Origin of the sequence: Nonomuraea sp. SBT364 (assembly GCF_001083785.1) — a bacterium.
In the GTDB taxonomy this organism is placed as follows: Bacteria; Actinomycetota; Actinomycetes; order Streptosporangiales; family Streptosporangiaceae; genus Nonomuraea.
The window spans coordinates 12153-36480 of the sequence record NZ_LAVL01000046.1 but is presented as its reverse complement, the minus strand read 5'-3'; the positions used below and the strand labels follow the sequence as shown (position 1 = coordinate 36480).

Annotated in this window: 21 protein-coding genes; 7 read left to right on the top strand and 14 right to left on the bottom strand. The window is 72.4% G+C overall.

Annotation, left to right across the window (positions count from 1 at the left end):
- Nucleotides 1–15: 15 nt before the first annotated feature.
- Together ADY59_RS21565 and ADY59_RS21560 are read right to left on the bottom strand one after the other, a co-directional pair.
- Nucleotides 16–1101 carry an ABC transporter ATP-binding protein gene (locus ADY59_RS21565; protein WP_049564848.1) on the bottom strand — a complete coding sequence of 362 codons (1086 nt, stop codon included), beginning with the start codon at nucleotides 1099–1101 and terminating at the stop codon, nucleotides 16–18.
- Nucleotides 1102–1125: 24 nt separating this feature from the next.
- A complete protein-coding gene (locus tag ADY59_RS21560) occupies nucleotides 1126–2559 on the bottom strand; it encodes a gamma-aminobutyraldehyde dehydrogenase (protein ID WP_049564846.1) in 1434 nt (477 codons plus the stop codon).
- A 202-nt stretch (nucleotides 2560–2761) separates the two neighbouring features.
- Here ADY59_RS21560 and ADY59_RS21555 point away from each other — a divergent pair, with 202 nt between their 5' ends.
- Entirely contained in the window at nucleotides 2762–3256 is a 495-nt protein-coding gene (locus ADY59_RS21555; RefSeq protein ID WP_049564845.1) for an Lrp/AsnC family transcriptional regulator, read from the top strand.
- Here the strand turns inward: ADY59_RS21555 and ADY59_RS21550 are convergent.
- The 3 genes from ADY59_RS21550 to speB are packed head-to-tail and all read right to left on the bottom strand — an operon-like array spanning nucleotide 3235 to nucleotide 6352.
- Complete coding sequence (locus ADY59_RS21550; RefSeq protein WP_269433630.1) at nucleotides 3235–3918, bottom strand: cyclase family protein; 684 nt, start codon at nucleotides 3916–3918, stop codon at nucleotides 3235–3237. The genes ADY59_RS21555 and ADY59_RS21550 overlap by 22 nt on opposite strands.
- A complete protein-coding gene (locus ADY59_RS21545; RefSeq protein WP_049564843.1) occupies nucleotides 3915–5423 on the bottom strand; it encodes a purine-cytosine permease family protein in 1509 nt (502 codons plus the stop codon). The genes ADY59_RS21550 and ADY59_RS21545 overlap by 4 nt, the downstream gene beginning before the upstream one ends.
- Nucleotides 5420–6352 (bottom strand): agmatinase, encoded by a 933-nt coding sequence (gene speB, locus ADY59_RS21540; protein WP_049564841.1) that lies wholly within the window; start codon nucleotides 6350–6352, stop codon nucleotides 5420–5422. Before speB ends, ADY59_RS21545 begins: the two co-directional genes overlap by 4 nt.
- Nucleotides 6353–6421: 69 nt before the next feature.
- Here speB and ADY59_RS21535 point away from each other — a divergent pair, with 69 nt between their 5' ends.
- Nucleotides 6422–7915, top strand: coding sequence for a PucR family transcriptional regulator (locus ADY59_RS21535; RefSeq protein WP_049564840.1), 1494 nt, complete (start codon nucleotides 6422–6424; stop codon nucleotides 7913–7915).
- Here ADY59_RS21535 and ADY59_RS21530 read toward each other — a convergent pair.
- The 8 genes from ADY59_RS21530 to ADY59_RS21495 are packed head-to-tail and all read right to left on the bottom strand — an operon-like array spanning nucleotide 7912 to nucleotide 17965.
- Nucleotides 7912–10596, bottom strand: a complete 2685-nt coding sequence (locus tag ADY59_RS21530) for a glycoside hydrolase family 38 C-terminal domain-containing protein (protein WP_049564838.1) — start codon at nucleotides 10594–10596, stop codon at nucleotides 7912–7914. The two genes, ADY59_RS21535 and ADY59_RS21530, sit on opposite strands and share 4 nt — an antisense overlap.
- The gene (locus ADY59_RS21525; protein WP_049564837.1) at nucleotides 10593–11672 is read right to left on the bottom strand and encodes a Gfo/Idh/MocA family protein; all 1080 of its coding nucleotides are present in this window, start codon (nucleotides 11670–11672) and stop codon (nucleotides 10593–10595) included. The genes ADY59_RS21530 and ADY59_RS21525 overlap by 4 nt, the downstream gene beginning before the upstream one ends.
- Before the next feature lie 49 nt (nucleotides 11673–11721).
- Complete coding sequence (locus ADY59_RS21520; protein ID WP_049564835.1) at nucleotides 11722–12615, bottom strand: TIM barrel protein; 894 nt, start codon at nucleotides 12613–12615, stop codon at nucleotides 11722–11724.
- Nucleotides 12606–13787: a CehA/McbA family metallohydrolase gene (locus tag ADY59_RS21515; protein ID WP_049564833.1), complete on the bottom strand. Its 1182-nt coding sequence runs from the start codon at nucleotides 13785–13787 to the stop codon at nucleotides 12606–12608. Before ADY59_RS21515 ends, ADY59_RS21520 begins: the two co-directional genes overlap by 10 nt.
- Nucleotides 13784–14854 (bottom strand): ABC transporter ATP-binding protein, encoded by a 1071-nt coding sequence (locus ADY59_RS21510; protein WP_049564832.1) that lies wholly within the window; start codon nucleotides 14852–14854, stop codon nucleotides 13784–13786. Before ADY59_RS21510 ends, ADY59_RS21515 begins: the two co-directional genes overlap by 4 nt.
- Nucleotides 14855–15673, bottom strand: coding sequence for a carbohydrate ABC transporter permease (locus tag ADY59_RS21505; RefSeq protein ID WP_049564830.1), 819 nt, complete (start codon nucleotides 15671–15673; stop codon nucleotides 14855–14857). It lies immediately after the preceding gene.
- Nucleotides 15670–16605 carry a carbohydrate ABC transporter permease gene (locus ADY59_RS21500; protein ID WP_082310288.1) on the bottom strand — a complete coding sequence of 312 codons (936 nt, stop codon included), beginning with the start codon at nucleotides 16603–16605 and terminating at the stop codon, nucleotides 15670–15672. The genes ADY59_RS21505 and ADY59_RS21500 overlap by 4 nt, the downstream gene beginning before the upstream one ends.
- A complete protein-coding gene (locus ADY59_RS21495; protein WP_049564828.1) occupies nucleotides 16580–17965 on the bottom strand; it encodes an extracellular solute-binding protein in 1386 nt (461 codons plus the stop codon). The genes ADY59_RS21500 and ADY59_RS21495 overlap by 26 nt, the downstream gene beginning before the upstream one ends.
- A 272-nt stretch (nucleotides 17966–18237) precedes the next feature.
- On the opposite strand from ADY59_RS21495, the gene iolC reads away from it, so the two are divergent.
- The 5 genes from iolC (at nucleotide 18238) to ADY59_RS21470 (ending at nucleotide 23877) form a co-directional block, all read left to right on the top strand.
- Nucleotides 18238–19176: a 5-dehydro-2-deoxygluconokinase gene (gene iolC, locus ADY59_RS21490; protein ID WP_082310287.1), complete on the top strand. Its 939-nt coding sequence runs from the start codon at nucleotides 18238–18240 to the stop codon at nucleotides 19174–19176.
- The gene (locus ADY59_RS21485; protein ID WP_049564827.1) at nucleotides 19173–20078 is read left to right on the top strand and encodes a Cgl0159 family (beta/alpha)8-fold protein; all 906 of its coding nucleotides are present in this window, start codon (nucleotides 19173–19175) and stop codon (nucleotides 20076–20078) included. Before iolC ends, ADY59_RS21485 begins: the two co-directional genes overlap by 4 nt.
- Nucleotides 20075–20914: a 5-deoxy-glucuronate isomerase gene (iolB, locus tag ADY59_RS21480; RefSeq protein ID WP_049564825.1), complete on the top strand. Its 840-nt coding sequence runs from the start codon at nucleotides 20075–20077 to the stop codon at nucleotides 20912–20914. Before ADY59_RS21485 ends, iolB begins: the two co-directional genes overlap by 4 nt.
- Complete coding sequence (gene iolD / locus ADY59_RS21475; RefSeq protein ID WP_049564822.1) at nucleotides 20911–22767, top strand: 3D-(3,5/4)-trihydroxycyclohexane-1,2-dione acylhydrolase (decyclizing); 1857 nt, start codon at nucleotides 20911–20913, stop codon at nucleotides 22765–22767. The genes iolB and iolD overlap by 4 nt, the downstream gene beginning before the upstream one ends.
- Before the next feature lie 96 nt (nucleotides 22768–22863).
- A complete protein-coding gene (locus tag ADY59_RS21470) occupies nucleotides 22864–23877 on the top strand; it encodes an AI-2E family transporter (RefSeq protein ID WP_049564821.1) in 1014 nt (337 codons plus the stop codon).
- On the opposite strand, the gene ADY59_RS21465 is transcribed toward ADY59_RS21470, so the two are convergent.
- On the bottom strand, nucleotides 23840–24325 hold the full coding sequence (locus tag ADY59_RS21465; protein WP_197093771.1) for a GNAT family N-acetyltransferase: 486 nt from the start codon (nucleotides 24323–24325) through the stop codon (nucleotides 23840–23842). The two genes, ADY59_RS21470 and ADY59_RS21465, sit on opposite strands and share 38 nt — an antisense overlap.
- Between the last annotated feature and the right edge of the window lie 3 nt (nucleotides 24326–24328).

Here is a 24328-nt window from a genome sequence, read left to right as displayed (position 1 = left end):
GCGGTTCATGGTGTGCTATCGACTCTCCATCACGTATGAGTGCCGCGCCTGCCACGACAGCCATACGGAGTCGCCCCGCTCCGCAGTGGTCGCCGCGTCGTGCGCGTTCTGCTGGAACACCGTGATCTCGGCCCCGTCGGCGAGGGTCACGGCGTAGCTGGTGTAGGTGCCCAGGTAGACGACCTCGGCCACGGTGCCCGGCAGCGCGCTGAGGTCGCCGGCGGGCTCGTCCGCGGAGAGGGAGATCTTCTCGGGCCGGATCGTCACCGACACCTCGCCGTCGTGGCCGGGGACCAGCACCCGGCCGCCACCCGCCTCCAGCACACCGCCGGTGGCGGTGCCGGACAGCAGGTTGGAGGTGCCGATGAAGCCCGCCACGAACGTGCTGGCGGGCCGCTCGTAGATCTCGCGCGGCCCGGCGAGCTGCTCGACCAGGCCGTCGTTCATGACCGCGATGCGGTCGCTCATGGTCAGCGCCTCGCTCTGGTCGTGCGTCACGTACACGAACGTGATGCCGACCTCGCGCTGGATGCGCTTGAGCTCCAGTTGCATGGCCTGGCGGAGCTTGAGGTCGAGGGCGCCGAGCGGCTCGTCGAGCAGCAGCGCGCGCGGCCGGTTGACCAGCGCGCGGGCCAGCGCGACCCGCTGCTGCTGGCCGCCGGACAGCTCGCGCGGGCGGCGCTTCTCCCGGCCGGTGAGGTCGACGATCTCCAGCATCTCGCCGACCCGCCGCCTGATCTCCTCCTGCGGCGTCTTCTTCTGCTTCAGCCCGAAGGCCACGTTGTCCCACACGCTCATGTGCGGGAACAGCGCGTAGGACTGGAAGACCATGTTCACGTCGCGCCGGTTCGGCGGGACGTTCGTGACGTCCTGCCCGTGCAGCCGGACCACGCCCTCGGAGGGCTCCTCGAAGCCCGCGATCATGCGCATGGTCGTGGTCTTGCCGCACCCGGACGGGCCGAGCAGGGAGAAGAACTCCCCCTCGGCGATGTCCAGCGTCACGCCCTTCACCGCCTGGACGACCTCGCCATGCGAGAGGTACTCCTTGACGACCCCCTCGAGCTCGATCGCACTCTGCTCGATCAAACCGTGCTCGGCCATATCCAGGATTTATCCCTTTGTGCGTTATTCGCCGATGTAGTGCATGACGTGCTTGACCCTCGTGTAGTCGTGCAGGCCGAACACCGAGAGGTCCTTGCCGTAGCCGGAGTGCTTGAAGCCGCCGTGCGGCATCTCCGAGACGAACGGGATGTGCGTGTTGACCCACACCACGCCGAAGTCGAGCCGGTTCGACATGCGCATCGCCCGGCCGTGGTCGGACGTCCACACCGAGCTACTCAGCCCGTAGCGCACGTCGTTGGCCTTGGCCAGCGCGTCGGCCTCGTCGGTGAACGTCTGGACGGTGATGACCGGGCCGAAGATCTCGTCCTGCACCATCTCGTCGTCCTGCTTGAGCCCGTCGACGACCGTCGGGGCGAAGAAGTAGCCCTTCTCGCCGACCCGGTGGCCGCCGGTGAGCACCTTGGCGTGCGCCGGGGCGCGCTCGACGAAGCCCTGCACCCGGGCGAGCTGGTTCTCGTTGTTGAGCGGGCCGTACAGGGCGTCCTCGTCGGACAGGTCGCCCGTCACGGTCGCGGCGGCGGCGTCGGAGAGCGCCGCCACGAACTCGTCGTGCACGCTCTCCTGCACCAGCACCCGGCAGGCGGCGGTGCAGTCCTGGCCGGCGTTGTAGAGGCCGGCCACGGCGATGTCGGCGGCCGCCTTGCGCAGGTCCTTGACGTCCTCGAACACCACGACGGGCGCCTTGCCGCCGAGCTCCAGGTGGACGCGCTTGAGGTCGTCGGCGGCGCTCCTGGCCACCGACATGCCCGCGCCGACCGAGCCGGTGATCGCCACCATCGCGGCGGTCGGGTGGCCGACCACCAGCGCGCCGGTCTCGCGGTCGCCGGTCACGACGTTGAACACGCCGGGCGGCAGCACGCTGCCGAGGATCTCGGCCATCTTGAGCGTCGAGGCCGGCGTGGTGTCGGACGGCTTCAGCACGATCGTGTTGCCGGCCGCCAGCGCCGGGGCGATCTTCCAGACCGCCATCATCATCGGGTAGTTCCACGGCGTGACCTGGCCGATCACGCCGATCGGCTCGTGCCTGATGACACTGGTGTGCTCGGCCAGGAACTCGCCCGCCGTCGGGCCCTCCAGCGTGCGGGCGGCGCCGGCGAAGAAGCGGAAGTGGTCGGCGGCGACGGGGGTCTCGTCCTCGGCCATGCGGGCGCGCGGCTTGCCGGTGTTGAGGCACTCGGCCTCGTTGATCTCGTCGGCCCGCGCCTCGATCGCGTCAGCGACCTTGAGCAGCAGGTTCGCCCGCTCCCCCGGGGTGGTGCGCCCCCACGACTCGAACGCGGCTGCCGCGGCGGCGTAGGCGGCGTCCACGTCCTCGGCGCCGGAGATCGGGGCCTGAAGGTAGGCCTCGCCGGTGCAGGGATCGATGACGTCGGAGAATCGGCCGCTCTTGGCGTCCACGAACTCACCGTTGACGAAGTTCTGCAGACGGGTGGTCAAGGTGATGACCTCCTCGTGAGGTGGCTGAGATGCCGCGACTCTTACAGAGCAGTTGCATCAGGACAAGGGATTTCGTGGTGAAGATATCAAATTGCTACGAATTCGCTTGACAGAGCGCCGAGAACTGACAACATGTCGCACCAGGACGGCAACCCGGCGGGAACGCCCCCGTAACGCCGGACCGCTAGGAGGATTCCTCGCCATGACGACGCCGCCTCGCGTACGCCGCGGCCCCGCCGCCGCGCCGGGACCGGTCGTTCTCGACGACCTGGCCAAGCAGATCATCGAGCAGCTCCAGGCGGACGGCCGCAAACCCTACGCCGCGATCGGCAAGGCGGTCGGCCTGTCGGAGGCGGCCGTGCGGCAGCGGGTCCAGCGCCTGCAGGAGGCCGGGGTCATGCAGATCGTCGCGGTGACCGACCCGCTGACGCTCGGCTTCCCCCGCCAGGCCATGATCGGCGTCACCTGCGAAGGCGACCTGGAGGCCGTCGCCGACGAGCTCTCGGCGATCGCGGAGATCGACTACGTGGTGCTCACGGCGGGCTCCTTCGACGTCATCGTCGAGGTGGTGTGCGAGGGCGACAGCCACCTGCTGGAGATCCTCAGCAAGATCCGCGCCATCCCGGCCGTGCGCGCCACCGAGTCGTTCGTCTACCTGAAGCTGCGCAAGCAGACCTACTCATGGGGCACTCGCTGACCCACCCGGGCCACCGCGCGCACCGGCGCCCCGTCGGCGCCGTCCAGCCGGATCGGCATCAGCCACACCTCGATCGCCCGGCCCGCCGCCTGCGCCTCCAGCAGCCGGTCGAGGCCGGTGAGGTTCTCGGCGACGACGGCGTGGGCGCCGCACAGCACCCGGTGCGCCGGGAAGTCCGCCGCCGGCGTCGGGTCGACGCTCAGCGCGTCGATCCCCACCGTCCGCACCCCCGCCGCCACGAGCAGCGCCGCCGCCTCCTCGGTCAGGTACGGATGCGCCAGGTACGCCTCGCTCCCCCAGTGAGCTGACCAGCCGGTCGCCACCAGCACGATCGCCGCCCCGCCGGGCAGCGCGGCGAACCGCTCCGGCGTGATCGGCGCGCGGGGGCCCAGCCCGCGCGCGTCCACCACCGCGGCGGGCCCGGCGAACCGCTCCAGGGGCAGGGCGCCGAGCCGGGGCAGCGAGTCGTCGACGTGGTAGGGCGCGTCCACATGGGTGCCCGACTGCGACCCGAGGTGCAGCCGCAGCACGTTGACCCCGTCGCGGCCGGTGGTGAGCGCCGGGGTGAGCGCCACCTCGGGGTCGCCCGGGTAGACGGGCATCCCGGTGACCACCGGCACCGACAGGTCGACGAGCTCGACGGGCTCGACGGGCTCCGTCACGCCGCCGCCTCGGCGCCGACGATCGGCGGCACCGGGGTGTCGGCCGAGCGCACCAGGCGCGGCCCGCCGGGTCCGTAGACCTCGCGCGGCTCGGGGAAGGCGGTCAGCAGCGCCAGGTAGAGCACCGCCGCCACGCCCAGCCCGATCGGCAGCGAGATGTCCACCCCGCCGGCCAGGTCGCCGAGCGGCCCGACGAACTGCCCCGGCAGGTTGACGAACGCCAGCGCCAGCGCCGCCGAGACGAGCCAGGCGGTCAGCCCCCGGCCGTTCCACCCGTGGGCGAACCAGTAGCGCCCGCCCCTCTGCCTCCGGTTGAACACCTGCAGCGCCTCCGGGTCGTACCAGCCCCTGCGGGTCACGTACCCGAGCATCATGATCACCATCCACGGCGCGGTGCAGGTGATGATGAGGGTGGCGAACGTGGAGATGCTCTGCGTGAGGTTGGCCGCGAAGCGGCCGACGAAGATGAACACGATCGACAGGGTCCCGATGAACACCGTCGCCCGGACCCGCGAGAAGCGCGGGAAGACGCTGGAGAAGTCCAGCCCGGTGCCGTAGAGGGACGTGGTGCCCGTGGACATGCCGCCGATCAGCGCGATGAGGCAGACGGGCACGAAGTACCAGGCCGGGGCGATGGCCAGCAGCCCGCCGACGTAGTCGGGCGCGGCCGGGTCCAGGTAGCCGGCGGCCTTGGCGGCGATGATCGACGCGGTGGCCAGGCCGAAGAAGAACGGCAGGATGGTGGCGACCTGCGACAGGAAGGCCGCGGCCATCACCTTCGAGCGCGGTGTCGAGGCCGGGATGTAGCGGGACCAGTCGCCCAGGAACGCGCCGAACGACACCGGGTTCGACAGCACGATGAGCGCCGCCCCGATGAACCACGGCCAGAACAGCGGGTCGCCGGCGGCCAGCGTCCCCGGGTAGGACGGGTCGAAGTCCCCGGCGAACGCGATCGCGCCCAGCACGAACAGCAGTGACGCCGCGGCCACCGCGATCTTGTTGACGAACAGCATGAAGCGGAACCCGTACACGCACACGACCAGCACGAGCCCGGCGAACAGCGCGTACGCGACGCCGTGGGTGACGTCGGTGTCGGGCAGCCCCACCAGCCGGTGCGCGCCCCCGACGAGCGCGTCGCCGGAGGACCACACGGAGATGGAGAAGAACGCGATCGCCGTCAGCAGCGACAGGAACGAGCCGACGACCCGGCCGTGCACGCCCAGGTGCGCGGAGGAGGACACCGCGTTGTTGGTCCCGTTCAGCGGCCCGAACAGCGACAGCGGCGCCAGGATGAGCGCCCCGACGACCAGCCCGAGCACGGTCGCGGCCAGCCCCTGCCAGAACGAGAGCCCGAACAGGATGGGGAAGGCCCCCAGGACGCAGGTGGCGAAGGTGTTCGCGCCGCCGAACGCGACCCGGAACAGGTCGGCGGGCCGGGCGGTGCGCTCGGCGTCGGGGATGCGCTCGACGCCGAAGGTCTCGATCTCGGTGATGCTCGGGCTCATGGCTTCTCCCGCAGGGCGAGCAGGCTGACGAGGTCGTAGGCGACGTGGGAGGCGGCGACGGAGGTGATCTCGGCGTGGTCGTAGGCGGGGGCCACCTCGACCACGTCCGCGCCGACGAGGTTCGCCCCGGCCAGGCCGCGCAGGATCTCCAGCAGCTCGCGGCTGGTCAGGCCGCCCGCCTCGGGGGTGCCGGTGCCGGGGGCGTGCGCGGGGTCGAGCACGTCGATGTCGACCGACACGTACAGCGGCCGGTCGCCGATCCGCTGCCGCAGCGCGTCGATCACCTCGTCGAGGCCGCGCCGCAGCACGTCGGCGGCGGTGAGGATGCCGAAGCCGAGCCGGCGGTCCTCCTCCAGGTCCTTCTTGCCGTAGAGGGGGCCGCGGATGCCGACGTGGCTGAGCGCCTCGGTGTCGACGAGGCCCTCCTCGACGGCCCGCCGGAACGGGGTGCCGTGCGTGTACTCGGCGCCGAAGTAGGTGTCCCAGGTGTCCAGGTGGGCGTCGAAGTGCAGCAGCGCCACCGGCCCGTGCTTCCTGGCGGCCGAGCGCAGCAGCGGCAGCGCGATCGTGTGGTCACCGCCGATCGTGACCAGGCGGGCGTCCAGCGCGTCGGCGGCGGCCTCGATGCTCTCGATGGCCTCGCCGATGTCGAAGGGGTTGGCCGCGATGTCACCGGCGTCGGCCACCTGGACCCGCTCGAACGGGGAGACGTCCAGGCCGGGGTGGTAGGGCCGCAGCAGCCGCGACGCCTCGCGCACCGCCGAGGGGCCGAAGCGGGCGCCCGGCCGGTAGGAGACGCCGCTGTCGAACGGCACTCCCACCACGGCCACGTCGGCGCGTCCCACCTCGTCGAGGCGGGGCAGGCGGGCGAAGGTGGCGGGTCCGGCGAAACGCGGGACCCGGGCTGAGTCGACGGGGCCTGTGTTCATGCACGCAGTCAACGTCACGCCGCTGACCTGCGGCAATTGGGTGCGTCACGAAGTACTACGGTGGGCGTTGTGGCTGAGCACAAGGTGACGGTCGAGGATCTGCTCCGCTCGCCCGCCCTTCAGCTCCGCCTGCTCGCCGGGGAGGCCGGGGTCGGGCGGTCGGTGTCGTGGGCGCACGTGAGCGAGCTCGACGACCCGACGCCGTGGCTGCTGGGCGCCGAGGTGATCATGACGACGGGCCTCGGCGTGCCGCGTGCGGCGGCCAGGCAGCGGGCCTACCTGGAGCGGCTGGACGACGCGGGCGTCTCGGCGCTGGCGCTGTCCGCGCAGTTGCACGTGCCGCCGCTGCACGAGGCGTTCTTCGAGGCGGCCGAGGCGCGCGGGATGCCGGTGCTGGAGGTGCCGCTGGCGGTGCCGTTCATCGCGATCGCCCAGGAGGTGGCCGCGGCCGTGCAGGAGGACGCCCGGCACCGGCTGGGCGCGCAGCTGCAGGTGTTCGGCGCGCTGCGCTGGCTGGCGGCCGAGGACCTCGACACGGCGACGCTGTTCAAGCGGCTGGAGCGGCTGTCGGGCTACGACGTCTACCTGTGCACGCCGCAGGGGCGGCCGCTGCTGCCCGGGGTGCCGGTGCCCTCGCTCGACGCGCTGCCGTCGGCGCCGGACGCGCCGCCGACGATCCCCGGCGGCTTCGCGCTGCCGGTGCCCGCGCCGGGCGGTCCCGCCGGGTTCCTGGTGGCGTTCGAGCGGGAGGGCGCCAGGCCCGCCGGGCTGGCCGTGGTGCAGCACATCGCCACCGTCGCGGCCCTGCAGGTGGCGATGGCCAGGCACGAGCGTGAGACGCTGCGCCGCGAGGGCGCTGAGACGCTGGCCGAGCTGCTGCAGGACGTGCTCGACCCGGCCACCGCCCGCCGCCGGCTGGCCCGGCTCGGCCTCGCGGTGGACCAGGAGACGGTCCTGATGGCGGTACGCGGCGCCGCCGACGACGCGTTGCGCCGGGCGCTGGCCGACCATCCGCACCTGATGCTGCGGCGCGGCACCGACCACTACGTGCTGGGTTCACCCACGCTGGGCGGCCCGATCACCGAGCTCGCCGGTGGGCCCGCCGGAGGGCTCGCCGGTGGGCTCACGGACGTGCGCGCCGGCGTGAGCAGGCCGTTCCCGGCAGGCGGCTCCACCCGGGTGGCCCGGCGCGAGGCCGTCTGGGCCGCCAACCGGGCCGCCGAGTCGGGCCAGCCGCTGGTCCACTACGGCGACGACACCACCGGCCGGTGGCTGCCCGACGACGCCGAGACGCTCACCGCGCTGGTGGACGACGTGCTGGGCGAGGTGCTGGCCTACGACGAGGCGCACGACTCCCGGCTGCTCACCTCGGTGCGCACCTGGATGGAACGCGACCGCCGCACCGAGGACGCGGCGGCCGCCCTGCACATCCACCCCAACACGCTGGCCTACCGGCTGCGCCGCTTCGCCGCGCTGACGGGCCGCGACCTGTCGTCCAGCGCCGCCTTCGCCGAGGTCTGGCTGGCCCTGCAGGCGGCCCGCCAGCTCGGCCTGCACGGCTAGGACACCTGCACGGTCGCGATCTCCCACGCGCCGAGCGGCAGCCGCAGCACCCCGTCGGTCACCGGCACCTCGGCGCCCGGACGGCCCCGCAGGTCGGCGAGCCTGGCCCGGGTGAACCCGCCCTCGACGACCGCCTCGGTGGCGTCGTCCGTCAGGGCGACCACGCGCAGCTCCTGCCGGCCGTCGCGGACCCGCAGCGACGTCATGGTGACGCCGGCACCGGACACCGACAGCCCCGCGGCCGCCGGAGGCAGCGCCAGCGCCGCGTCGCCGGTCCCGGCCACGGCCAGCAGGTCGTGCCGGAACGTCTCCGCCGCTCTCGGCACCGCCTTCCAGGTGCCGCTGTAAGGCATCAGCGCCAGCTCCACCGAGCGCAGCCCGCGCGACTGCGCGGCCGGGGTCGGCAGCTGCGGCCCGGCGGGCTCGGGGCGCAGGGCGTGACGGTTGCGCGACAGGAAGCCGATCGAGCGCAGCAGCGTGAGCGCCAGCTCGCCGCCCTCCTCGACCAGCTCGTACTCGGTGACGTGCTCCAGCAGCGCAGCGACCCCGCCGGCCGCCACCCACGAGGAGGCGGGGAAGGTCGGCAGCGGCTCCTCGCCGCAGCCGCCCTCGGCGCCGAGGCCGCGCGTGACGACGGCGAACTGCCCCTCGGCGTGCGACTCGGCGGCCCGCTCGGGCAGCGGCACGTGCAGCCGCACCCGGTGGTCGGCGCACCGGTTGTCGAACTCCACGGTCAGCCGCGCGAACGGCTCGCCCGCGCGCAGCTCGACCCGGGTGCGGACGGCGATCTCCTCGGTGACCTCGGTACGCGTCTGCGCCGGGATCTCGGGGGCGCCGTCGACGCCGTCACCGGCGGCGGGCCACTGGTAGGTGCGCCACACGTCGAACGCCGCGACCAGCGGCCCCGAGCACACCTTGGACACGTGCACCGACTCCGGGTCCCGCACGAGCCGGTCGTGCGCCGGAGGCGCGTAGTTGTAGCTGTCGCCCACGTCGCCGCCGTCGACGATCCGCCCGGCCCCGGTCAGCGTGACGCCGTCGGCGCTCGTCAGCGTGAGCGTGCCGTCGCGCGCCACCTCGACGTTGAGCAGCCCGTTGTCGAGCACCCGCTCCTCGGCCCGCACGGGCACGAACGGGTCGCCGGACGGCGCCTGCGCCACCTCCGAGTGCGGCGCGGTCCGCACGCCGGTGTGACCGAGCGGCGGCGCGCTCACGTACGCGGCCAGGGTCCGGCGCGCCTCGGCGAGGATCCGGACGCGGGTCACGCCCTCCAGCGCGCCGCGCACCTGCGCCACGTTGAAGGCCGTGCGCGACTCCCTGGCGACGGTGAAGGTGAGCACGCCGTCCTCGACGGACCAGCCGGTGATGTGCTGGCCGTACAGCTCGGTGCCGTGGATGAAGGTCAGCGCCGTGGCCGGGTCCATCTCCTCGTCGAGCAGCAGCGTCGGGGCGTACTCCAGCGGCTGGAACGGGACCTTGACCCCGTCGGCGTCGAGCAGCGGGTCGTTGCCGGCCACGTTCACCGCGACGACGCCGCGCCGGGGGGCGGGCGTCGGGTTGACGACGAGCACGGCGCCGGACGGCACGGCGGCCGCCAGCTTCGCGGTCACCATGTCGCGCACGGCCTGCCCGAGATGCTCGGCCTCGGCGATGCGGGCCGCCACCTGCTGGGCCGTCTCGTCCACGCCGCAGCCGGTGACGGAGTCGTGCCCGCTGGCGTCGACCAGCCGCCACCAGGCCATGTCGAGGAAGCGGCCGGGCCACTCGCCGCCCCACAGCGCGGCCAGCGGCTCGGCGTAACGCTCGACCATCCGCTCGGCGCGGCTCATCGCCTGCTTGACGTGGGCGCGTACGGAGATCACGCCGGGCAGGATGTTGGCCCGGGCGTGCGAGCGCAGCTCACCGGTGACGCGGGGCAGCCCGGCGACGTCGCCGGAGTGCGCCTCGATGTAGCCGGACAGGGTGTCCATGCGGGCGCCGAGCTGCTTGACCATGCCGGGCAGGCCGCGCACCGGGGCCGAGTGGTCGGTGCCGTACATGGCCAGCAGCGGCCCGTCGGGGCCGTGCCAGGCGCGCATGGTCTCGACGAACGCCGCGCCGCGCTCGTCGAGCTGGGCGGGGTCCTCGAACAGGTGGGCGCCGTTGCCGTAGCCGCCGGCGGGCAGGTACTGGGTGCGGATCGCGGTGCCGTCGGGCGCCACCCAGGCGAAGGCGTCGGTGGTGACCGACGAGGGCACGCCCCGGTAGACGCAGGCGTGCAGCAGCCCGGCCCGCCTGAGGATCTGCGGCATCTGCGCGGTGTGCCCGAACATGTCCGGCAGATAGCCCACGGCCATCGCGCCGCCGAGCTTGTCCGCCCTGGCCATGCCCAGCTCCAGGTTGCGCACGATGTTCTCGCCTGAGCACAGGAACTCGTCGAGCAGGATCTGCCACGGCCCCACCGCGAGGCGCCCGGACTCGACCAGGGCGGCGATCCGGTCGCGGTTCTCCGGGCGCACCTCCAGGTAGTCGTCCACGCAGGCGAGCTGGCCGTCGAGCGTGAAGTGGTAGCCGGGGTCGCTCTCCATGGTGTCGAGCACCTCGTCCAGCAGCGCCACCAGCCGCAGCCGGAATCGCTGGAACGGCTCGTACCACTCACGGTCCCAGTGGGTGTGCGGGACGACGACGATCTCCGCGGTCATGCGGCCTCGCCTCCGATCTGCAGGTCGTGCTGTACGGCGTAGCGGGCGGCGATGCGCTGGGCGGTGACGATGTCCTCCAGCGCGCCGGCCGCGTCGGTGAGCGGCGGCTTGCCGTCGTTGACGAAGGCATGGAAGGCGGCCAGCTGCACCTCGAACGCCTCGGTCACGTCACGCCACTCGGCGCGGCACTCGCCGCCGGACACGACGGTGAGCGTGGTGGGCGCGTTCATCAGGTAGGGCGAGGGGAAGACCAGCTCCAGAGAGCCGCTGTCGTGGTGGATGACCACCGTCTCCCGGTAGGAGGGGTAGTCCTCCAGGTAGTGCCAGCGGATGGCGAAGCGACCGGCGGCGGGCAGCGGCCCGGAGATCTCGATCGAGCCGGGCGCCTCCCCCCACGTCTCGACGTGCCCGATCTCGGCGGGCGAGCCGGTGAAGCGGCGCAGCAGCGACAGGTCGTGACAGATCGACCCGAGCGCCACCGCGTACAGGCCGCGCACGGCGGCGGGGGCGGACTCGCCCAGCGCCTTCGACACCAGCCCGTCCTCGGCCGCCCGCAGCGAGGCGATCAGCTCCGGCGACACGTCGCGGGCCTGGGTCAGGTTGGCGAAGGCGAGCTGCGACTCCCCGCTCGGGTGCAGCACGGTCACCTCGACCGACCGGATCCGGCCGGGGCCGCCGAGCTCGGCCAGCAGTTCCTCGGCCCGGCGCACGGCCGGGTCGTACTGCTTCATGTAGCCGACCATGAGCCGGCCTTCGGGCAGCGCGTCCACCTCGGCGCGGGTCAGCGCCAGCGGCTTCTCGCACAGCACGGCGTATCCGGCCGCGAGCGCCTGCCGTACCGTCTCCCCGTGGGAGCCGGAGGCGAGCACGAGCACGGCGTCGAAGCCGCCGGCGTCCAGCATCTGGCCGAGCGCGGTGTAGCGGCCGGGGGCGCCCAGCCGGTCACCCACGGCGTCGGCGAGCGTCCGCGACAGGTCGCAGACGGCCGTCACCTCGAACAGGTCGCGGCGGCGCGACAGCAGCGGCACGTACACCGCTTGCGTGACGGCTCCGCACCCGACAAGCGCGATCTTCAAACCCGCTCCTCCAGCATGGTCTCAACCAGCCAGCCCCTCCGGCGTGGCCTCAAAGTCCGAGTTCCCGTAGCTTCTCGCGATTGGCAGCTTGATCGGCGATGTTCCGCTCAACTGACCTGCGTCCTGGCAATGTGTCCTGCTCGATGATGACCCAGCCCTGATAGCCGATCTCGTCCAGTGTGCGGACCACGCCGGGCAGGTCGAGCTCGCCCTCGCCGAGCGGCGCGAAGCCGCCGCGGCCCATCAGCTCGCGCAGGTCCACGCCGTCGGCCAGGGCCTGGGCGAGGATGGCGCGGTCGCCGTCCTTGATGTGCACGTGGCCCACGCGGCCCGACCAGTCGCGCAGCGCGGTCACCGGGTCGCCGCCCGCGAGCAGCAGGTGGCCGGTGTCGAGGCAGAGCTGCACGTCGGTCAGCTCCAGCAGCCGCTCGACGTCCTCGGGCGTCTCGACGTACGTGCCGAGGTGGTGGTGGAAGGCGGGCTCGTAGCCGCGGTCGCGGCAGCGCCCGGCCGCCTCCTGGACGCGGGAGGCGTAGCCGGCCCACTCGGACGCCTCCAGCCCGGGAGCGTTCCCGCCGGGCCTGGCGAATCGGGCGGGCGAGCCGGAGCAGCCGAGCGTCGGCCGGGGCGCGAGGTGCGCGGGCGCGGCCGGGGCCGCGTCGAACACGTCGAGCGTCGCGTCGAGCGCGGCCAGCCCCTGCTCGAACTCGGCTGCGTCGCTGTAACGCAGATCGGCCCAGCCGCCCGCGAGCAGCAGGCCGCCGAGCCGCTCGGCCAGGTCGTCCTTGGTGCCGAGGTAGCCGATGGGGCCGAGGTCGATGCCCTCGTAGCCGGCGTCGGAGATCGCGCCGACCATCCGGGCCGCGGTCAGGGGCGGCGGCGCGTCGCTCAGCTCGAACACGCCGAAGCTCACCGGGGCGTTGGCGACACTGGTCAGGCGCATAGAGCCATCACCTCGTTCTCGTAGGTTTCCAGTCGGTGCCGCCCTTCGGCGGCGGGCAGCAGCACACGGTCGCCGCGGATCACCTGGCGGGCGCCGCCGGGGCGCACCAGGATGAGCCCGTCGGCGTCGAGGGCGAGCAGTTCGTCGCCCAGCCGCAGGAGCAGCGGCGCGTCGGGCCCGGCGGAGATCGCCGTGCGGCCCGCCGCCAGGGCGTCGAACGCGGCGGCGGCGTCCTCGGCCAGCACCCACGTGGTGGGCGAGCCGGGCAGCCCGTCGGAGCCGTGCCGGTGGAAGTCGCTGGCGCCGATCGCCACCAGGTCGGGCCGCCAGGCGTCGGCCCAGGCCAGCGGGGCGCCCCAGCGCCGGTCCCACCAGCCGGAGTGCCACACCTCGGCGATCCTGGGCCGCTCGGTGAGCGGCTGCAGCCAGGCGCAGTCGCCGCCGAGCGGGTGGTTGATGGAGATCAGCCCGCCGGCCCGCTCCGCGTGCTGGACCCAGGAGTCGGCCGGCTGCCGGAAGTCCACCCAGCCGACGTCGCCGAACACGTTGGCGTGCCCGCGGTCGGTGGTGACCTCCTGGCCGGGCAGCAGCGCGATGCCCCGGCCGGCCACGGCCAGCTCGGGGTGGTGGCTGACGGTGTTGTGGTCGGTGACGGCGAGGAAGTCCAGGCCGCGTCCCCGGGCCAGTTCGGCCAGTCCGGCGACGGTGAGCGACCCGTCGCTGTGCAGCGTGTGCGCGTGGAAGTCGCCGGCGTACCAGCGCAGCCCGCCGACGTCGGGGATGTCCCGGCGCGGCGGCCGCTCCCCGTGCGGCGGCTCCTCGCTCGCGGGCCGGGGCGCGGGCGCGGTGTCGATCTCCAGCGTGAAGTCGAGCCCCTGCGGCGGGATCCGGTGCAGGCGCAGCCACACCTGCCACTCGCCCGGCTCGGGCTCACCCGGCAGGTAGCCGGGGGTGGCCCAGTCGGCAGTGATCGTGTACGTGTCGCGGGCGCCGCCCGACCAGCCGCGGAACCCGCCGGGGGCACCGCAGCCGAGGTCGAGCACCCCCTGGGACCGGTCGTACGTCAGGCGGACGGTCACGGCGGCGGCGTCGGCGGGCACCTCGAAGGGCACCTCGCGCAGAATGCGCTCCAGCCGGTCGTCCAGGCTCCAGTGGCCGCGGATCACGGTCATGCCGACACCAGCTCACCGTCGCGGTAGACCAGCGCCCGGTCGGCGCGGGGCACCGCGTGACCCCGCTCGCCCAGCGCGGGCTCGTGCCCCTCGGGGACGACGGCCTGCACCAGCACGTCGTCCACGTCGAGGGTGACCAGGTGGGAGGCGCCCAGGTTCTCCAGGATGACGACGTCGCCGGCCAGCGAGCCGTCCGCCGGCTGCGCCGAGTAGGTCATGTATTCGGGACGCACGCCGTACACCAGCTTCTCCCCGTCGGTCAGGAGTCCTCGCGCGGAGGCGGGGACGGGCACCTTGCACCCGGCCACCTCCAGCGTGTCACCCCTGACGACGGCGTCCAGCAGGTTCATCGGGGTGGAGCCGATGAAGCCGGCCACGAACGTGTTGGCGGGGCGCTGGAACACCTCGGCGGGGGTGCCGATCTGGCGGATGTGCCCGGCCTCCATGACCGCCATCCGGTCGGCCATGGCCAGGGCCTCGGCCTGGTCGTGGGTGACGAAGACGGTGGTGACGCCGAGCTCGCGCTGCAGCTTCTTCAGGAACGTGCGCGCCTCCAGCCGCAGCCGGGCGTCCAGGTTGGACAGCGGCTCGTCGAACAGGAACGCCTGCGCCTGGGTGGCCATGACGCGGGCCAGCGCGACGCGCTGCTGCTGGCCGCCGGACAGCTGGCCGGGCCGCCGGTCCATCAGCTGCTCCAGGCCCAGCCGGGCGCCGACCTCGGCGGCCTTGGCGTGCCGCGCGGCCTTGGCGACCTTCTTGATGCGCAGCGGGTAGGCGATGTTGTCGCTGACGTCCATGTGCGGGAACAGGGCGTAGTCCTGGAACACCATGGCGATGTCGCGGCCGCCCGGCTGCACGCCGGTCACGTCCCGCCCGCCGATCACCACCGCGCCGCCGGTGGCGGTCTCCAGCCCGGCGATCGTGCGCAGCAGCGTGGTCTTCCCGCAGCCCGAGGGGCCCAGCAGGGCGAAGAACTCGCCGTCGGGGACGGTCAGGTCGAGCGAGTCGAGCGCCTTCACCCCACCGGGATAGACCTTGGTCAGGCCCCGAAGTTCGATAGCGGCCATTTAGCGCTTGATCCCTCCGTGGAAGCGGAAGCCGTACTTCTTGCTGACGAACAGGTACATGAGCACCACCGGCACCGAGTAGAGCAGGCCGAAGGTGGACAGCACCTTGAGGTTGGCCTGGCCGCCCTCGGTGTAGAGGGTGTACATGATCACCGCGGCGGGCTGCTTCTCCACGTCGCTGAGCAGCAGGAACGGCATCAGGAAGTTGCCCCACACGTTGGCGATGGTCCACACCGCGATCGTCGCCAGCCCGGGCCGCACGACGGGGGTGACCACGTGGCGGACGATCTGCAGCGGCGAGGCGCCGAACACCCGCGCGGACTCCTCGTAGGACTTCGGCGTGGCGTCCATGAAGTCCTTGATCATGAAGATCGCGGCGGGCAGCAGGCCGCCCGTCATGATGAGGATCAGCCCGGTGTGCGAGTCGATCAGGTTGAGCTCGATGGCGAGCTGGAACAGCGGCACCATCGCGGCCGTCCCGGTGATGATCGAGGAGAGCAGCAGCAGCGCGTAGAGCAGCGCGTCACGCCCCGGGATCCGGACCCGGCTGAGCGCGTAGGCGGCCAGCGCGGACAGCACCACCACGAGCAGCGCGGTGCCGATCGCCAGGATCAGCGAGTTCACCAGCGACCAGAGCGCGTACGGATGCTCGATGATCGTCTGGAAGTTCTCGAACGTGAAGTCCGGCATCCGGACCTCGTACGACGGGTCCGAGGTGAACGGCGCCGCCGCCAGCCACAGCAGCGGGATCGTGAAGAAGGCCAGAAGCACCGCGATCAGCGTGTAGAAGCCGATCCGGCCGGCCCACGTGCGGGTCATTTCTTGCTCCTGAGCAGCCGCAGGTAGAACACCGCCACGACCAGGTTGATGAGCAGGATCACCGTGGAGATCGCCGCGCCGTAGCCCAGGTCGCCGTTCTGCAGCGCGACCTTGTACACGTGCACGGCCAGCACCTCGGACTTGCCGTCGGGGCCGCCCGCCGTGAGCAGGAAGGGGCTGAAGTCGTTGAACGTCCACAGGCTGATCAGCAGCAGGTTGGTCAGGATGTGCCCGCGGATGTGCGGGAACACCACGTCGCGCAACTGCTGCCAGCCGGACGCCCCGGCCAGCCGGGCGCTCTCCAGGTGCGACGGTGGCACGTTCCCGAGCGCCGCGCCGTACAGCATCATCGAGAACGCGGTGCCGCGCCAGGTGTTGAAGATGATGATCGACAGCATCGGGTAGTCGAGCAGCCAGGCGAAGCCGGGGATGCCGAGCAGCGCGTTGAGCGTGCCGGCGTCACGGTCGAGCAGCGCCACCCACAGGAACGACACCACGGCGCTCGGCAGGATCCAGGCCAGGATGACCAGGCCCTCGACCACGCTCTTGAGCGTGCCGCGCCGGTCCTTCAGCATCCAGGCCAGGGTGAAGCCGAGCACGACCTGCCCGATGACGGCCGAGCCCAGCACGAACTGGAAGGTCAGCCAGGTGGAGTCCCAGAACTCCGGATCGGTGAGGGCCTTGACGAAGTTGTCCAGCCCGACGAACTGCGGCTCGGCCGCGGCGACCCCGGTCAGCCGGTAGTTCGTCAGCCCCAAGTAGATCACCCAGAGCGCGGGGAAGACCAGGAAGACCGCGATCAGCGCCAGCGCGGGCGCCACGAAGGCGCCCGCGCGCAGCCGGCCCAGGCCCGCCGCGTCGGAGCTGTAGCGGCGGGCGGGGGCCGGGCTGACGACCTCGGCCGGCTCAGGCGGCGATGTTACCTGCGCCACCGACGAGCCCTTCGAGTTTCTTCTGGTAGTCCGCGGCGGCCTGGTCGGCCGGGGTGCCGCCGGCCACCGCGGCGGTGGCCTCCTGCAGCGCCACCGACACCTGCGGGTAGACCGCGACCGGCGGCCGGTAGGCCGTCAGCGGGAGCACCTCTTCGGAGATGTAGGTCAGCAGCGGCTCGCCGGCGAGGATCTCCTTGTTGACGTCGGTGCGCGGGGTGATGCGCACGTTGCCGTCCTTGGTCTCCTCCTTCAGCGCCTCGGGCGAGAGCGTGAAGGCGAGCAGCTCGAAGGCTTCCTTCGGGTGCTTGGTTGCGGGGTTGACGGTGCGCAGCGCGCCGCCGGACATGCTGACGAAGTCCTGGCCCCGGATGCCCTTGCCGGGCTCGATGGCCGGGATCTTGGCGTAGCCGACGACCTGGTCACGGTCGTCCATCTTGGCGACGCCGTCCTTGGGGTTGACCACGCCGCGCCAGAAGTAGTCGCCCTCCAGCAGGATGCCGATCTTCCCCTCGGCGAACTGCTGGAACGCCTTGTCGCGGCCCTTGGCCTCCTGCTGGAGCTTGGGGTCGCCGAGGCCGCCGCCGTAGATCTTCTGGTAGAGGCCGAGGGTGTCCTTCATCGCCTGGGAGGCGCCGGTCCACTTGCCGTCCTTCTGCACCTCACCGCCCGCGCCCGCGAGCAGCGGCAGCACGCCCTGCATCGTGGTGGCCTCGCCCATGGCGGTGCCGGCGTTGATCTGGATCGGCACCGGGACGCCGGACGACTTGAGCTTGGCGGCCGCGTCGAGGATCTCCTGCCAGCTCTTCGGCTGCCAGTCCGCGGGCAGCCCGGCCTTGGTGAACAGCGTCTTGTTGAAGTAGAGGACGCGGCCGTCGGTACCGACGGGCAGCGCGTACTTCTTGCCTTCGAAGGTGGCCAGGCCCTGCACGGCCTCCGGGATCTGCTGCCAGCCGTCCCAGCTCTCGGCCTCGGGGCCGACCAGCTCGCCCAGCGGCTTGATGTAACCGGCCTCGGCGAACTCGCCCGCCCAGATGCCGTCGATGTCGATCACGTCCGCGCCCTTGCCTGACTTCAGGTCCAGGGAGAGCTTGGTCTTGTACTGCTCGTCGTCGACACCGCTGGGGACGAACTTGACCGTGACGTCCTTGCCCTTGGCCTTCTGGGCCTCCTCGAACTTGGGGATCACCCAGTTGGCGATGTGGTCGGCGGCGGCCGCGTTCTTGCCGCCGGCGATGGCGTTCTGGCTGATCGTCAGTTCGATGGCGTCACCTCCGCCTCCGCCGGACGACTGGCCGCACCCGGCGAGCCCCAGCGCGGACGCGGCGAGAACCGCGACCACCGACCTTTTCCGCAACACCATGCAAACCCTCCGACACGTCCTAAAAGGGAGGAAGTCAGGGCCAATATGTCATGACATCCATATGACGTAAAGACCTTGCCATAACCAGGAGCGTGCCCACATGCTGCGCCTTTGCCCGTTGGGAGACGGACCGACAGCCCGACACTATGCGATGTACGGGCGGGACCGGCTACCGGGGATACGGCCGGGGCACAACGAGTAACATAGCGGACATCCGAATGTCATGACAATATGCCATAGTGTGCCCGGAAGGCTCCATCTCTGGAGGTGCGTTGTTCGACCTGATCACGATTGGCCGCTGCGGCGTCGACATCTATCCGCTGCAGACCGGCGTGGGCCTGGCCCACGTCGAGACCTTCGGCAAGTTCCTCGGCGGCAGCCCGACCAACGTCGCGGTCGCGGCGGCCCGGCACGGGCTGCGCTCCGCGGTGGTCACCGCCGTGGGCGCGGATCCCTTCGGGGCATGGGTACGGCAGGCGATCCGCGGGTTCGGTGTGGACGACGCCTTCGTGGGCACCTTCGACGGGCCGCCCACACCGGTCACGTTCTGCGAGATCTTCCCGCCCGACCACTTCCCGATCTACTTCTACCGGGGCGAGCATCCACCTGACCTGCGCCTGACGCCCGAATCGCTGGACCTGACGGCGATCCGCGAGGCGTCGGTCTTCTGGTTCACCGGGACCGGGCTCAGCCGGGAACCCAGCCGGTCGGCGCACGCCGCCGCGCTGGAGGCCCGCACGTCCGGCTGGACGGTGTTCGACCTGGACTACCGCCCGACGCTGTGGGAGTCGCCCGAGATCGCCCGCCGCGAGGTGCGGCACGCGCTCGGGCACGCCGACGTGGCCGTCGGCAACCTCGACGAGGTGGAGATCGCCGTCGGCACCCGCGACCCGGAGGAGGCGGCGCAGGCGCTGCTCGACGCCGGGATGAAGGTGGCCGTGGTGAAGATGGGCCCCGACGGGGTGCTGGCCCGCACCAAGGACGAGCACGTGGTCGCCGAACCGGTGCCCGTCGAGGTGGTCAACGGGCTCGGCGCCGGCGACGCGTTCGGCGGGGCGCTCTGCCTCGGCCTGGTGCGCGGCTGGCCGCTCGAACGTACCGTGCGCTTCGCCAACGCGGCCGGCGCGCATGTCGCCGCCCGCCTGTCCTGCGCGGACGCGATGCCCTCCACCGACGAGGTGCTCGCGCTGCAGACGGGAGTCCGTCCTTGAGCGACATCACGCTGCCCCGGAGCGTCGGCTACGAGCAGCTCACCCACATCCGCGCCACCCGGCCGGAGGAGATCGCCCAGGCGGCGGCCCGGCGACGGCGGCGCGGGCTGCCCGGCGAGGGCGAACGCCTGCTGATCATCGCCGCCGACCACCCGGCGCGCGGCGCGCTGGCCGTGCGCGACCGGCCGCTGGCCATGGCCAGCCGGGTCGACCTGCTCGACCGGCTGCAGGTGGCGCTGGCCAGGCCCGGCGTCGACGGCATCCTCGCCTCCCCGGACGTGCTGGAGGACCTGCTGCTGCTCGGCGCGCTCGAAGGCAAGCTGGCCTTCGGCTCGATGAACCGCGGCGGGCTGCAGGGCTCGGTCTTCGAGATGGACGACCGGTTCACCGGCTTCGACGCGGCCTCCATCGGCGAGATGCGGCTCGACGGCGGCAAGATGCTGTGCCGCATCGACCCGGGGGACCACGCCAGCGTCGCCACGCTGGAGTCGTGCGCCCGGGCGGTCACCGACCTGGCCAGGCGGCAGCTCCTGGCGATGGTGGAGCCGTTCTGGTCGGTGCGCTCGGAGAGCGGGACGGTGCGCAACGACCTGTCGCCCGACGCGGTCATCCGGGCCATCAGCGTCGCCCAGGCGCTCGGCGTGACCTCCGCCTACACCTGGCTGAAGATCCCCGCGGTGGCGGAGATGGAGCGCGTCATGGCCGCCACCACCCTGCCGGCGCTGCTGCTCGGCGGCGACCCGCCGGACGTGGCGGCCGCCTACGCCGACTGGGGGCGCGCGCTGCTCCTGCCCGGCGTGCGGGGGCTCGTGGTCGGGCGCGCGCTGCTCTACCCTCCGGACGACGACGTCGCCGTCGCGGTGGACGGCGCCGCGACCCTGGTGCGAGAGGCACGTTCATGACTTTCATTCCGTACGGCAAGGCCGCCGCGGCTCCGTGGGCCGTCGAGATCACTCCGGGACTGGTTGGGTGGGACTACTCCGGATTGCGGGTCGTCGAGCTGACCGGCGCTCCGGTCGCCTTCGACACCGGCGGCGAGGAGATGCTCGTCCTGCCGCTGTCGGGCTCGTGCACGGTGACCTGCGGGTCGGGGACGTTCGAGCTGGCCGGGCGGCCCTCGGTGTTCGACGGACCATCCGACTTCGCCTACGTGCCGATCTCCGAGCATGTGGTGCTGGAAGGCGCGGGCCGGATCGCGCTGCCGTCCGCGCGCGCCACCCGCCGCCTGGAGGCCCGGTACGTGCCCGCCTCCGCCGTCTCGGTCGAGCTGCGCGGCGCCGGGCAGGCCAGCCGCCAGGTGAACAACTTCGCCGCACCCGAGGCGTTCGAGTGCGACAAGCTGGTGGCCGTCGAGGTGCTCACGCCGGGCGGCAACTGGTCGTCCTACCCGCCGCACAAGCACGACACCGCGGGCCCCGGCGAGGCCGTGCTGGAGGAGATCTACTACTTCGAGGTGGCCGACCAGGGCCTCGGCTACCAGCGCGTCTACAGCTCCGAGCGGGGCCACGCCGACACGCTGGCCGAGGTCGGCTCCGGTGACGTGGTGCTGGTGCCCTACGGCTACCACGGGCCGTCGATGGCCGCTCCCGGCTACGACCTGTACTACCTGAACGTCCTGGCCGGCCCCGCCGCCGAGCGGTCGATGGCCTTCTGCGACGATCCCCGCCACGCCTGGATCCGCGGCTCCTGGACCGGCCAGGAGATCGACCCCAGGCTGCCCTTCGGGAGGACCTCATGAGGCTTACCGTGGCCCAGGCCGTGGTGCGCTTCCTCGCCGCCCAGCGCAGCGAGCGCGACGGCGTGGAGCACCGGCTGATCGGCGGCTGCTTCGGCATCTTCGGTCACGGCAACGTCGCCGGGATCGGCCAGGCGCTCGCCGCGCCCGGCGCGGAGCTGCCCTACTACCTCAGCCGCAACGAGCAGGCGATGGTGCACACCGCCGCCGCCTACGCCCGTGCCGGCAACCGGCTGTCGACGCTGGCCTGCACGTCCTCGATCGGGCCCGGCGCGACCAACATGATCACCGGTGCCGCCGCGGCGACGATCAACCGGCTGCCGGTGCTGCTGCTGCCGGGCGACATCTTCGCCACCCGCGTGGCGAGCCCGGTGCTCCAGGAGCTGGAGGATGCCCGCTCCTACGACATCTCGGTCAACGACGCCTTCAAGCCGGTCTCCCGGTTCTGGGACCGGATCAACCGGCCCGAGCAGCTGCCGTCCGCGCTGCTGGCGGCCATGCGGGTGCTCACCGACCCGGCCGAGACCGGCGCGGTGACGCTGGCGCTGCCGCAGGACGTGCAGGCCGAGGCCGCCGACTGGCCCGACGAGCTGTTCGCCCCGCGCGTGTGGCACATCCCCAGGCCCCGGCCCGAACGCGCCGCCCTGGCCCGCGCCGCCGAGCTGATCAGGACCGCCGAGCGCCCGCTGATCGTCGCCGGCGGCGGCGTCCTCTACAGCGAGGCCACCGCCGCGCTGCGCGCGTTCGCCGAGACCCACGGCGTCCCGGTCGCCGAGACGCAGGCGGGCAAGGGCGCGCTGCCGTACGGGCACCCGATGGCCATGGGCGCGGTCGGCGCGACCGGCACCACCGCCGCGAACGCGCTGGCCCGCGAGGCCGACGTGATCATCGGGATCGGCACCCGCTACAGCGACTTCACCACGGCCTCCCGCTCGCTGTTCGCGCCGGACGCCCGGTTCGTCAACCTGAACGTGACCGGCTTCGACGCGGCCAAGCTGTCCGGGCTGCAGCTCGTCGCCGACGCCCGGGAGGGCCTGGCCGACCTGTCCGCCGCCTGCGAGGGCTGGGCCACCCCGGAGGCCCACCGCTCACGCGCCGCCGAGCTGTCGCGCGCCTGGGACGCGCTGGTGGACGAGGCGTACGCGCTGGACGGCTCGCCCCTGCCGCAGCCGGCCGTGATCGGCGCGGTCAACACGGCGGCCGGCGACGACGGCGTGGTGATCTGCGCGGCCGGGTCCATGCCCGGCGACCTGCACAAACTGTGGCGGCCCAGCGGGCCGGGCAGCTACCACGTCGAGTACGGCTACTCCTGCATGGGCTACGAGATCGCCGGTGGGCTCGGCGTGAAGCTCGCCGACCCGGCCCGCGAGGTGTTCGTCATGGTGGGCGACGGGTCCTACCTGATGATGGCCCAGGAGCTGGTCACGGCCGTCGCCGAAGGGATCAAGCTGACCGTCGTCCTGGTGGACAACTCCGGCTTCGCCTCCATCGGCCGCCTCTCGGAGAGCGTCGGCGCCGAACGCCTCGGCACCGCCTACGCCTACCGGGGCGGCGGCCGCTACGACGGCGGGCCGCTGCCGGTGGACCTGGCGGCCAACGCGGCCAGCCTCGGCGCCACCGTCGTGCGCGCCGACACGCTCACGGACCTGCGCAAGGCCCTGGACGCGGCGCGGGCCGCCACCACGACCACCGTGATCCACGTGCGCACCGACCCGCTCGTCGACACCCCGTCGTCCGAGGCGTGGTGGGACGTCCCGGTCGCCGAGGTCTCCACCACCCGGGCGGCCCAGGAGGCGCGCGGCTCGTACGAGAAGGACAAGCGGGAACAACGCCCGCACCTCACCCCGCACTCCTAGGCCCTCCTGAGCCGTCCCGGCCCCTCCCAGACCTCTGGGAGGGGTTGCCCCCGGCGGCGGAGGGAAGGCCCCTGAGCAGGGAAAAAGGGGGCGGGGATGAGGCCATGGCGAGCGCTGGGCTGGATCGCGATCATCGCGGTGGTGCTCTACTGCTACTCCATCGTGAGCACCGTGGTCCTCTCGGTGATCATCGGTCTGTTCATCACCGCCCTGCTGCACCCGCCCGCCCACTGGCTGGTACGGCGCGGCCTCAACCGGGCGCTGGCCACCGCGGTCGTCTTCGTCGGCGGCCTCCTGCTGGCCGTCGGCCTGGGGGCGCTGCTCGTGCCGCCCACCATCGCCAGCGTGGCGGAGATGCACGCGAGCGTAGGCAAGGTGCTGGACGAGTTGCACCGGTTCACCGCCTGGTTCGGCCTGGACGACCAGCAGCTCCTCAAGCAGGCGCGCGAGTATCTCGCCCAGCAGGAGCACCAGATCACCACGGGCGCGATCGCCGGCGTGCGGACGGCGGGCGAGATCGTGGTGGGCGGCGTGCTGGCCGTCATCCTGGCGGTCTACTTCACGCACGGCGGCGACCGGCTGTTCCGCTGGCTGGTGGAGCTGTTCCCCGCCTCCGCCAGGCAGCGGCTGATGGAGACCGGTGAGCTGGTGTTCTCGGTGATCGGCCGCTACATCCGCGGGGTGGCGCTCGTGGGGCTGGTCGACGCGTTCTTCATCGGCCTCGCGCTGTGGATCCTCGGCGTGCCGATCGCGCTGCCGCTGGCCGTGCTCACGTTCGTGGGCGCGTTCCTGCCGGTGGTCGGGGCGTTCATGGCGGGGCTGCTGGCGGCGGTGGTGGCGTTCGTGGCCAAGGGCTGGCTGATCGCGCTGATCGTGGTCGCGGTGACCGTGCTCGTGCAGCAGATCGAGGGGCACGTGCTGGCGCCGCAGATCTACGGCAAGGCCCTCGACCTGCCCGGCGCGGTCATCCTGGTGGCCATCACGGTCGGCAGCGTGATCGCCGGCATCACCGGCGCCTTCCTGGCCGCCCCGGTGACCTCGGTCATCGTGGCCCTGCTCAGCCACGGCCACCTCAGGAGATCCGGTACTCCAGCTCCAACTCGTGCCTGATCGGGATGCCGTCCGACTCGGCCGGGATGTCCGGCTTGAGGTTCCTTGCCCGGTCCACGCCGTGCCGGTGCAGCGCGATCAGATCGAACCCGTAGCGCTGGTAGAAGCGCAGCGCGCCGGTGTTGTCGTTGGTGGTGGTCAGCCGCAGGACCGGCGCCCCGAGCGCGACCGCCGCGTCTCGGACGGCGTCCAGCAGCAGGGTGCCGACACCCCGGCCCGGAACGAGCGCGTCGATCGTGACGACCTCCACGAACCCGTCACGCCCGGCGTAGGTGACCGCCCCCGCGACCTCGTCCCCGTCGTACGCCAGGAAGCCGGGCAGTGTCGCCGCGTCGATCAGCTCGCCCCGCCCCAGGGCCATGATCGTGGTGCCGCCCCAGCTCCCGGTCAGGACCCGGGTGACAACAGGAAGATCCGCGGCCCCGATGGGTCGCACAGAGATCGTCATGGG

What these genes read in the sequence shown, in the direction of transcription:
- ADY59_RS21565 (WP_049564848.1), bottom strand. Translation starts at nt 1,101, where the DNA reads ATGGCCGAGCACGGTTTGATCGAGCAGAGTGCGATCGAGCTCGAGGGG.
- ADY59_RS21555 (WP_049564845.1), top strand. Translation starts at nt 2,762, where the DNA reads ATGACGACGCCGCCTCGCGTACGCCGCGGCCCCGCCGCCGCGCCGGGA.
- ADY59_RS21545 (WP_049564843.1), bottom strand. Translation starts at nt 5,423, where the DNA reads ATGAGCCCGAGCATCACCGAGATCGAGACCTTCGGCGTCGAGCGCATC.
- speB (WP_049564841.1), bottom strand. Translation starts at nt 6,352, where the DNA reads ATGAACACAGGCCCCGTCGACTCAGCCCGGGTCCCGCGTTTCGCCGGA.
- ADY59_RS21530 (WP_049564838.1), bottom strand. Translation starts at nt 10,596, where the DNA reads ATGACCGCGGAGATCGTCGTCGTCCCGCACACCCACTGGGACCGTGAG.
- ADY59_RS21520 (WP_049564835.1), bottom strand. Translation starts at nt 12,615, where the DNA reads ATGCGCCTGACCAGTGTCGCCAACGCCCCGGTGAGCTTCGGCGTGTTC.
- ADY59_RS21515 (WP_049564833.1), bottom strand. Translation starts at nt 13,787, where the DNA reads ATGACCGTGATCCGCGGCCACTGGAGCCTGGACGACCGGCTGGAGCGC.
- ADY59_RS21510 (WP_049564832.1), bottom strand. Translation starts at nt 14,854, where the DNA reads ATGGCCGCTATCGAACTTCGGGGCCTGACCAAGGTCTATCCCGGTGGG.
- ADY59_RS21505 (WP_049564830.1), bottom strand. Translation starts at nt 15,673, where the DNA reads ATGACCCGCACGTGGGCCGGCCGGATCGGCTTCTACACGCTGATCGCG.
- ADY59_RS21495 (WP_049564828.1), bottom strand. Translation starts at nt 17,965, where the DNA reads ATGGTGTTGCGGAAAAGGTCGGTGGTCGCGGTTCTCGCCGCGTCCGCG.
- iolB (WP_049564825.1), top strand. Translation starts at nt 20,075, where the DNA reads ATGACTTTCATTCCGTACGGCAAGGCCGCCGCGGCTCCGTGGGCCGTC.
- iolD (WP_049564822.1), top strand. Translation starts at nt 20,911, where the DNA reads ATGAGGCTTACCGTGGCCCAGGCCGTGGTGCGCTTCCTCGCCGCCCAG.
- ADY59_RS21470 (WP_049564821.1), top strand. Translation starts at nt 22,864, where the DNA reads ATGAGGCCATGGCGAGCGCTGGGCTGGATCGCGATCATCGCGGTGGTG.
- ADY59_RS21465 (WP_197093771.1), bottom strand. Translation starts at nt 24,325, where the DNA reads ATGACGATCTCTGTGCGACCCATCGGGGCCGCGGATCTTCCTGTTGTC.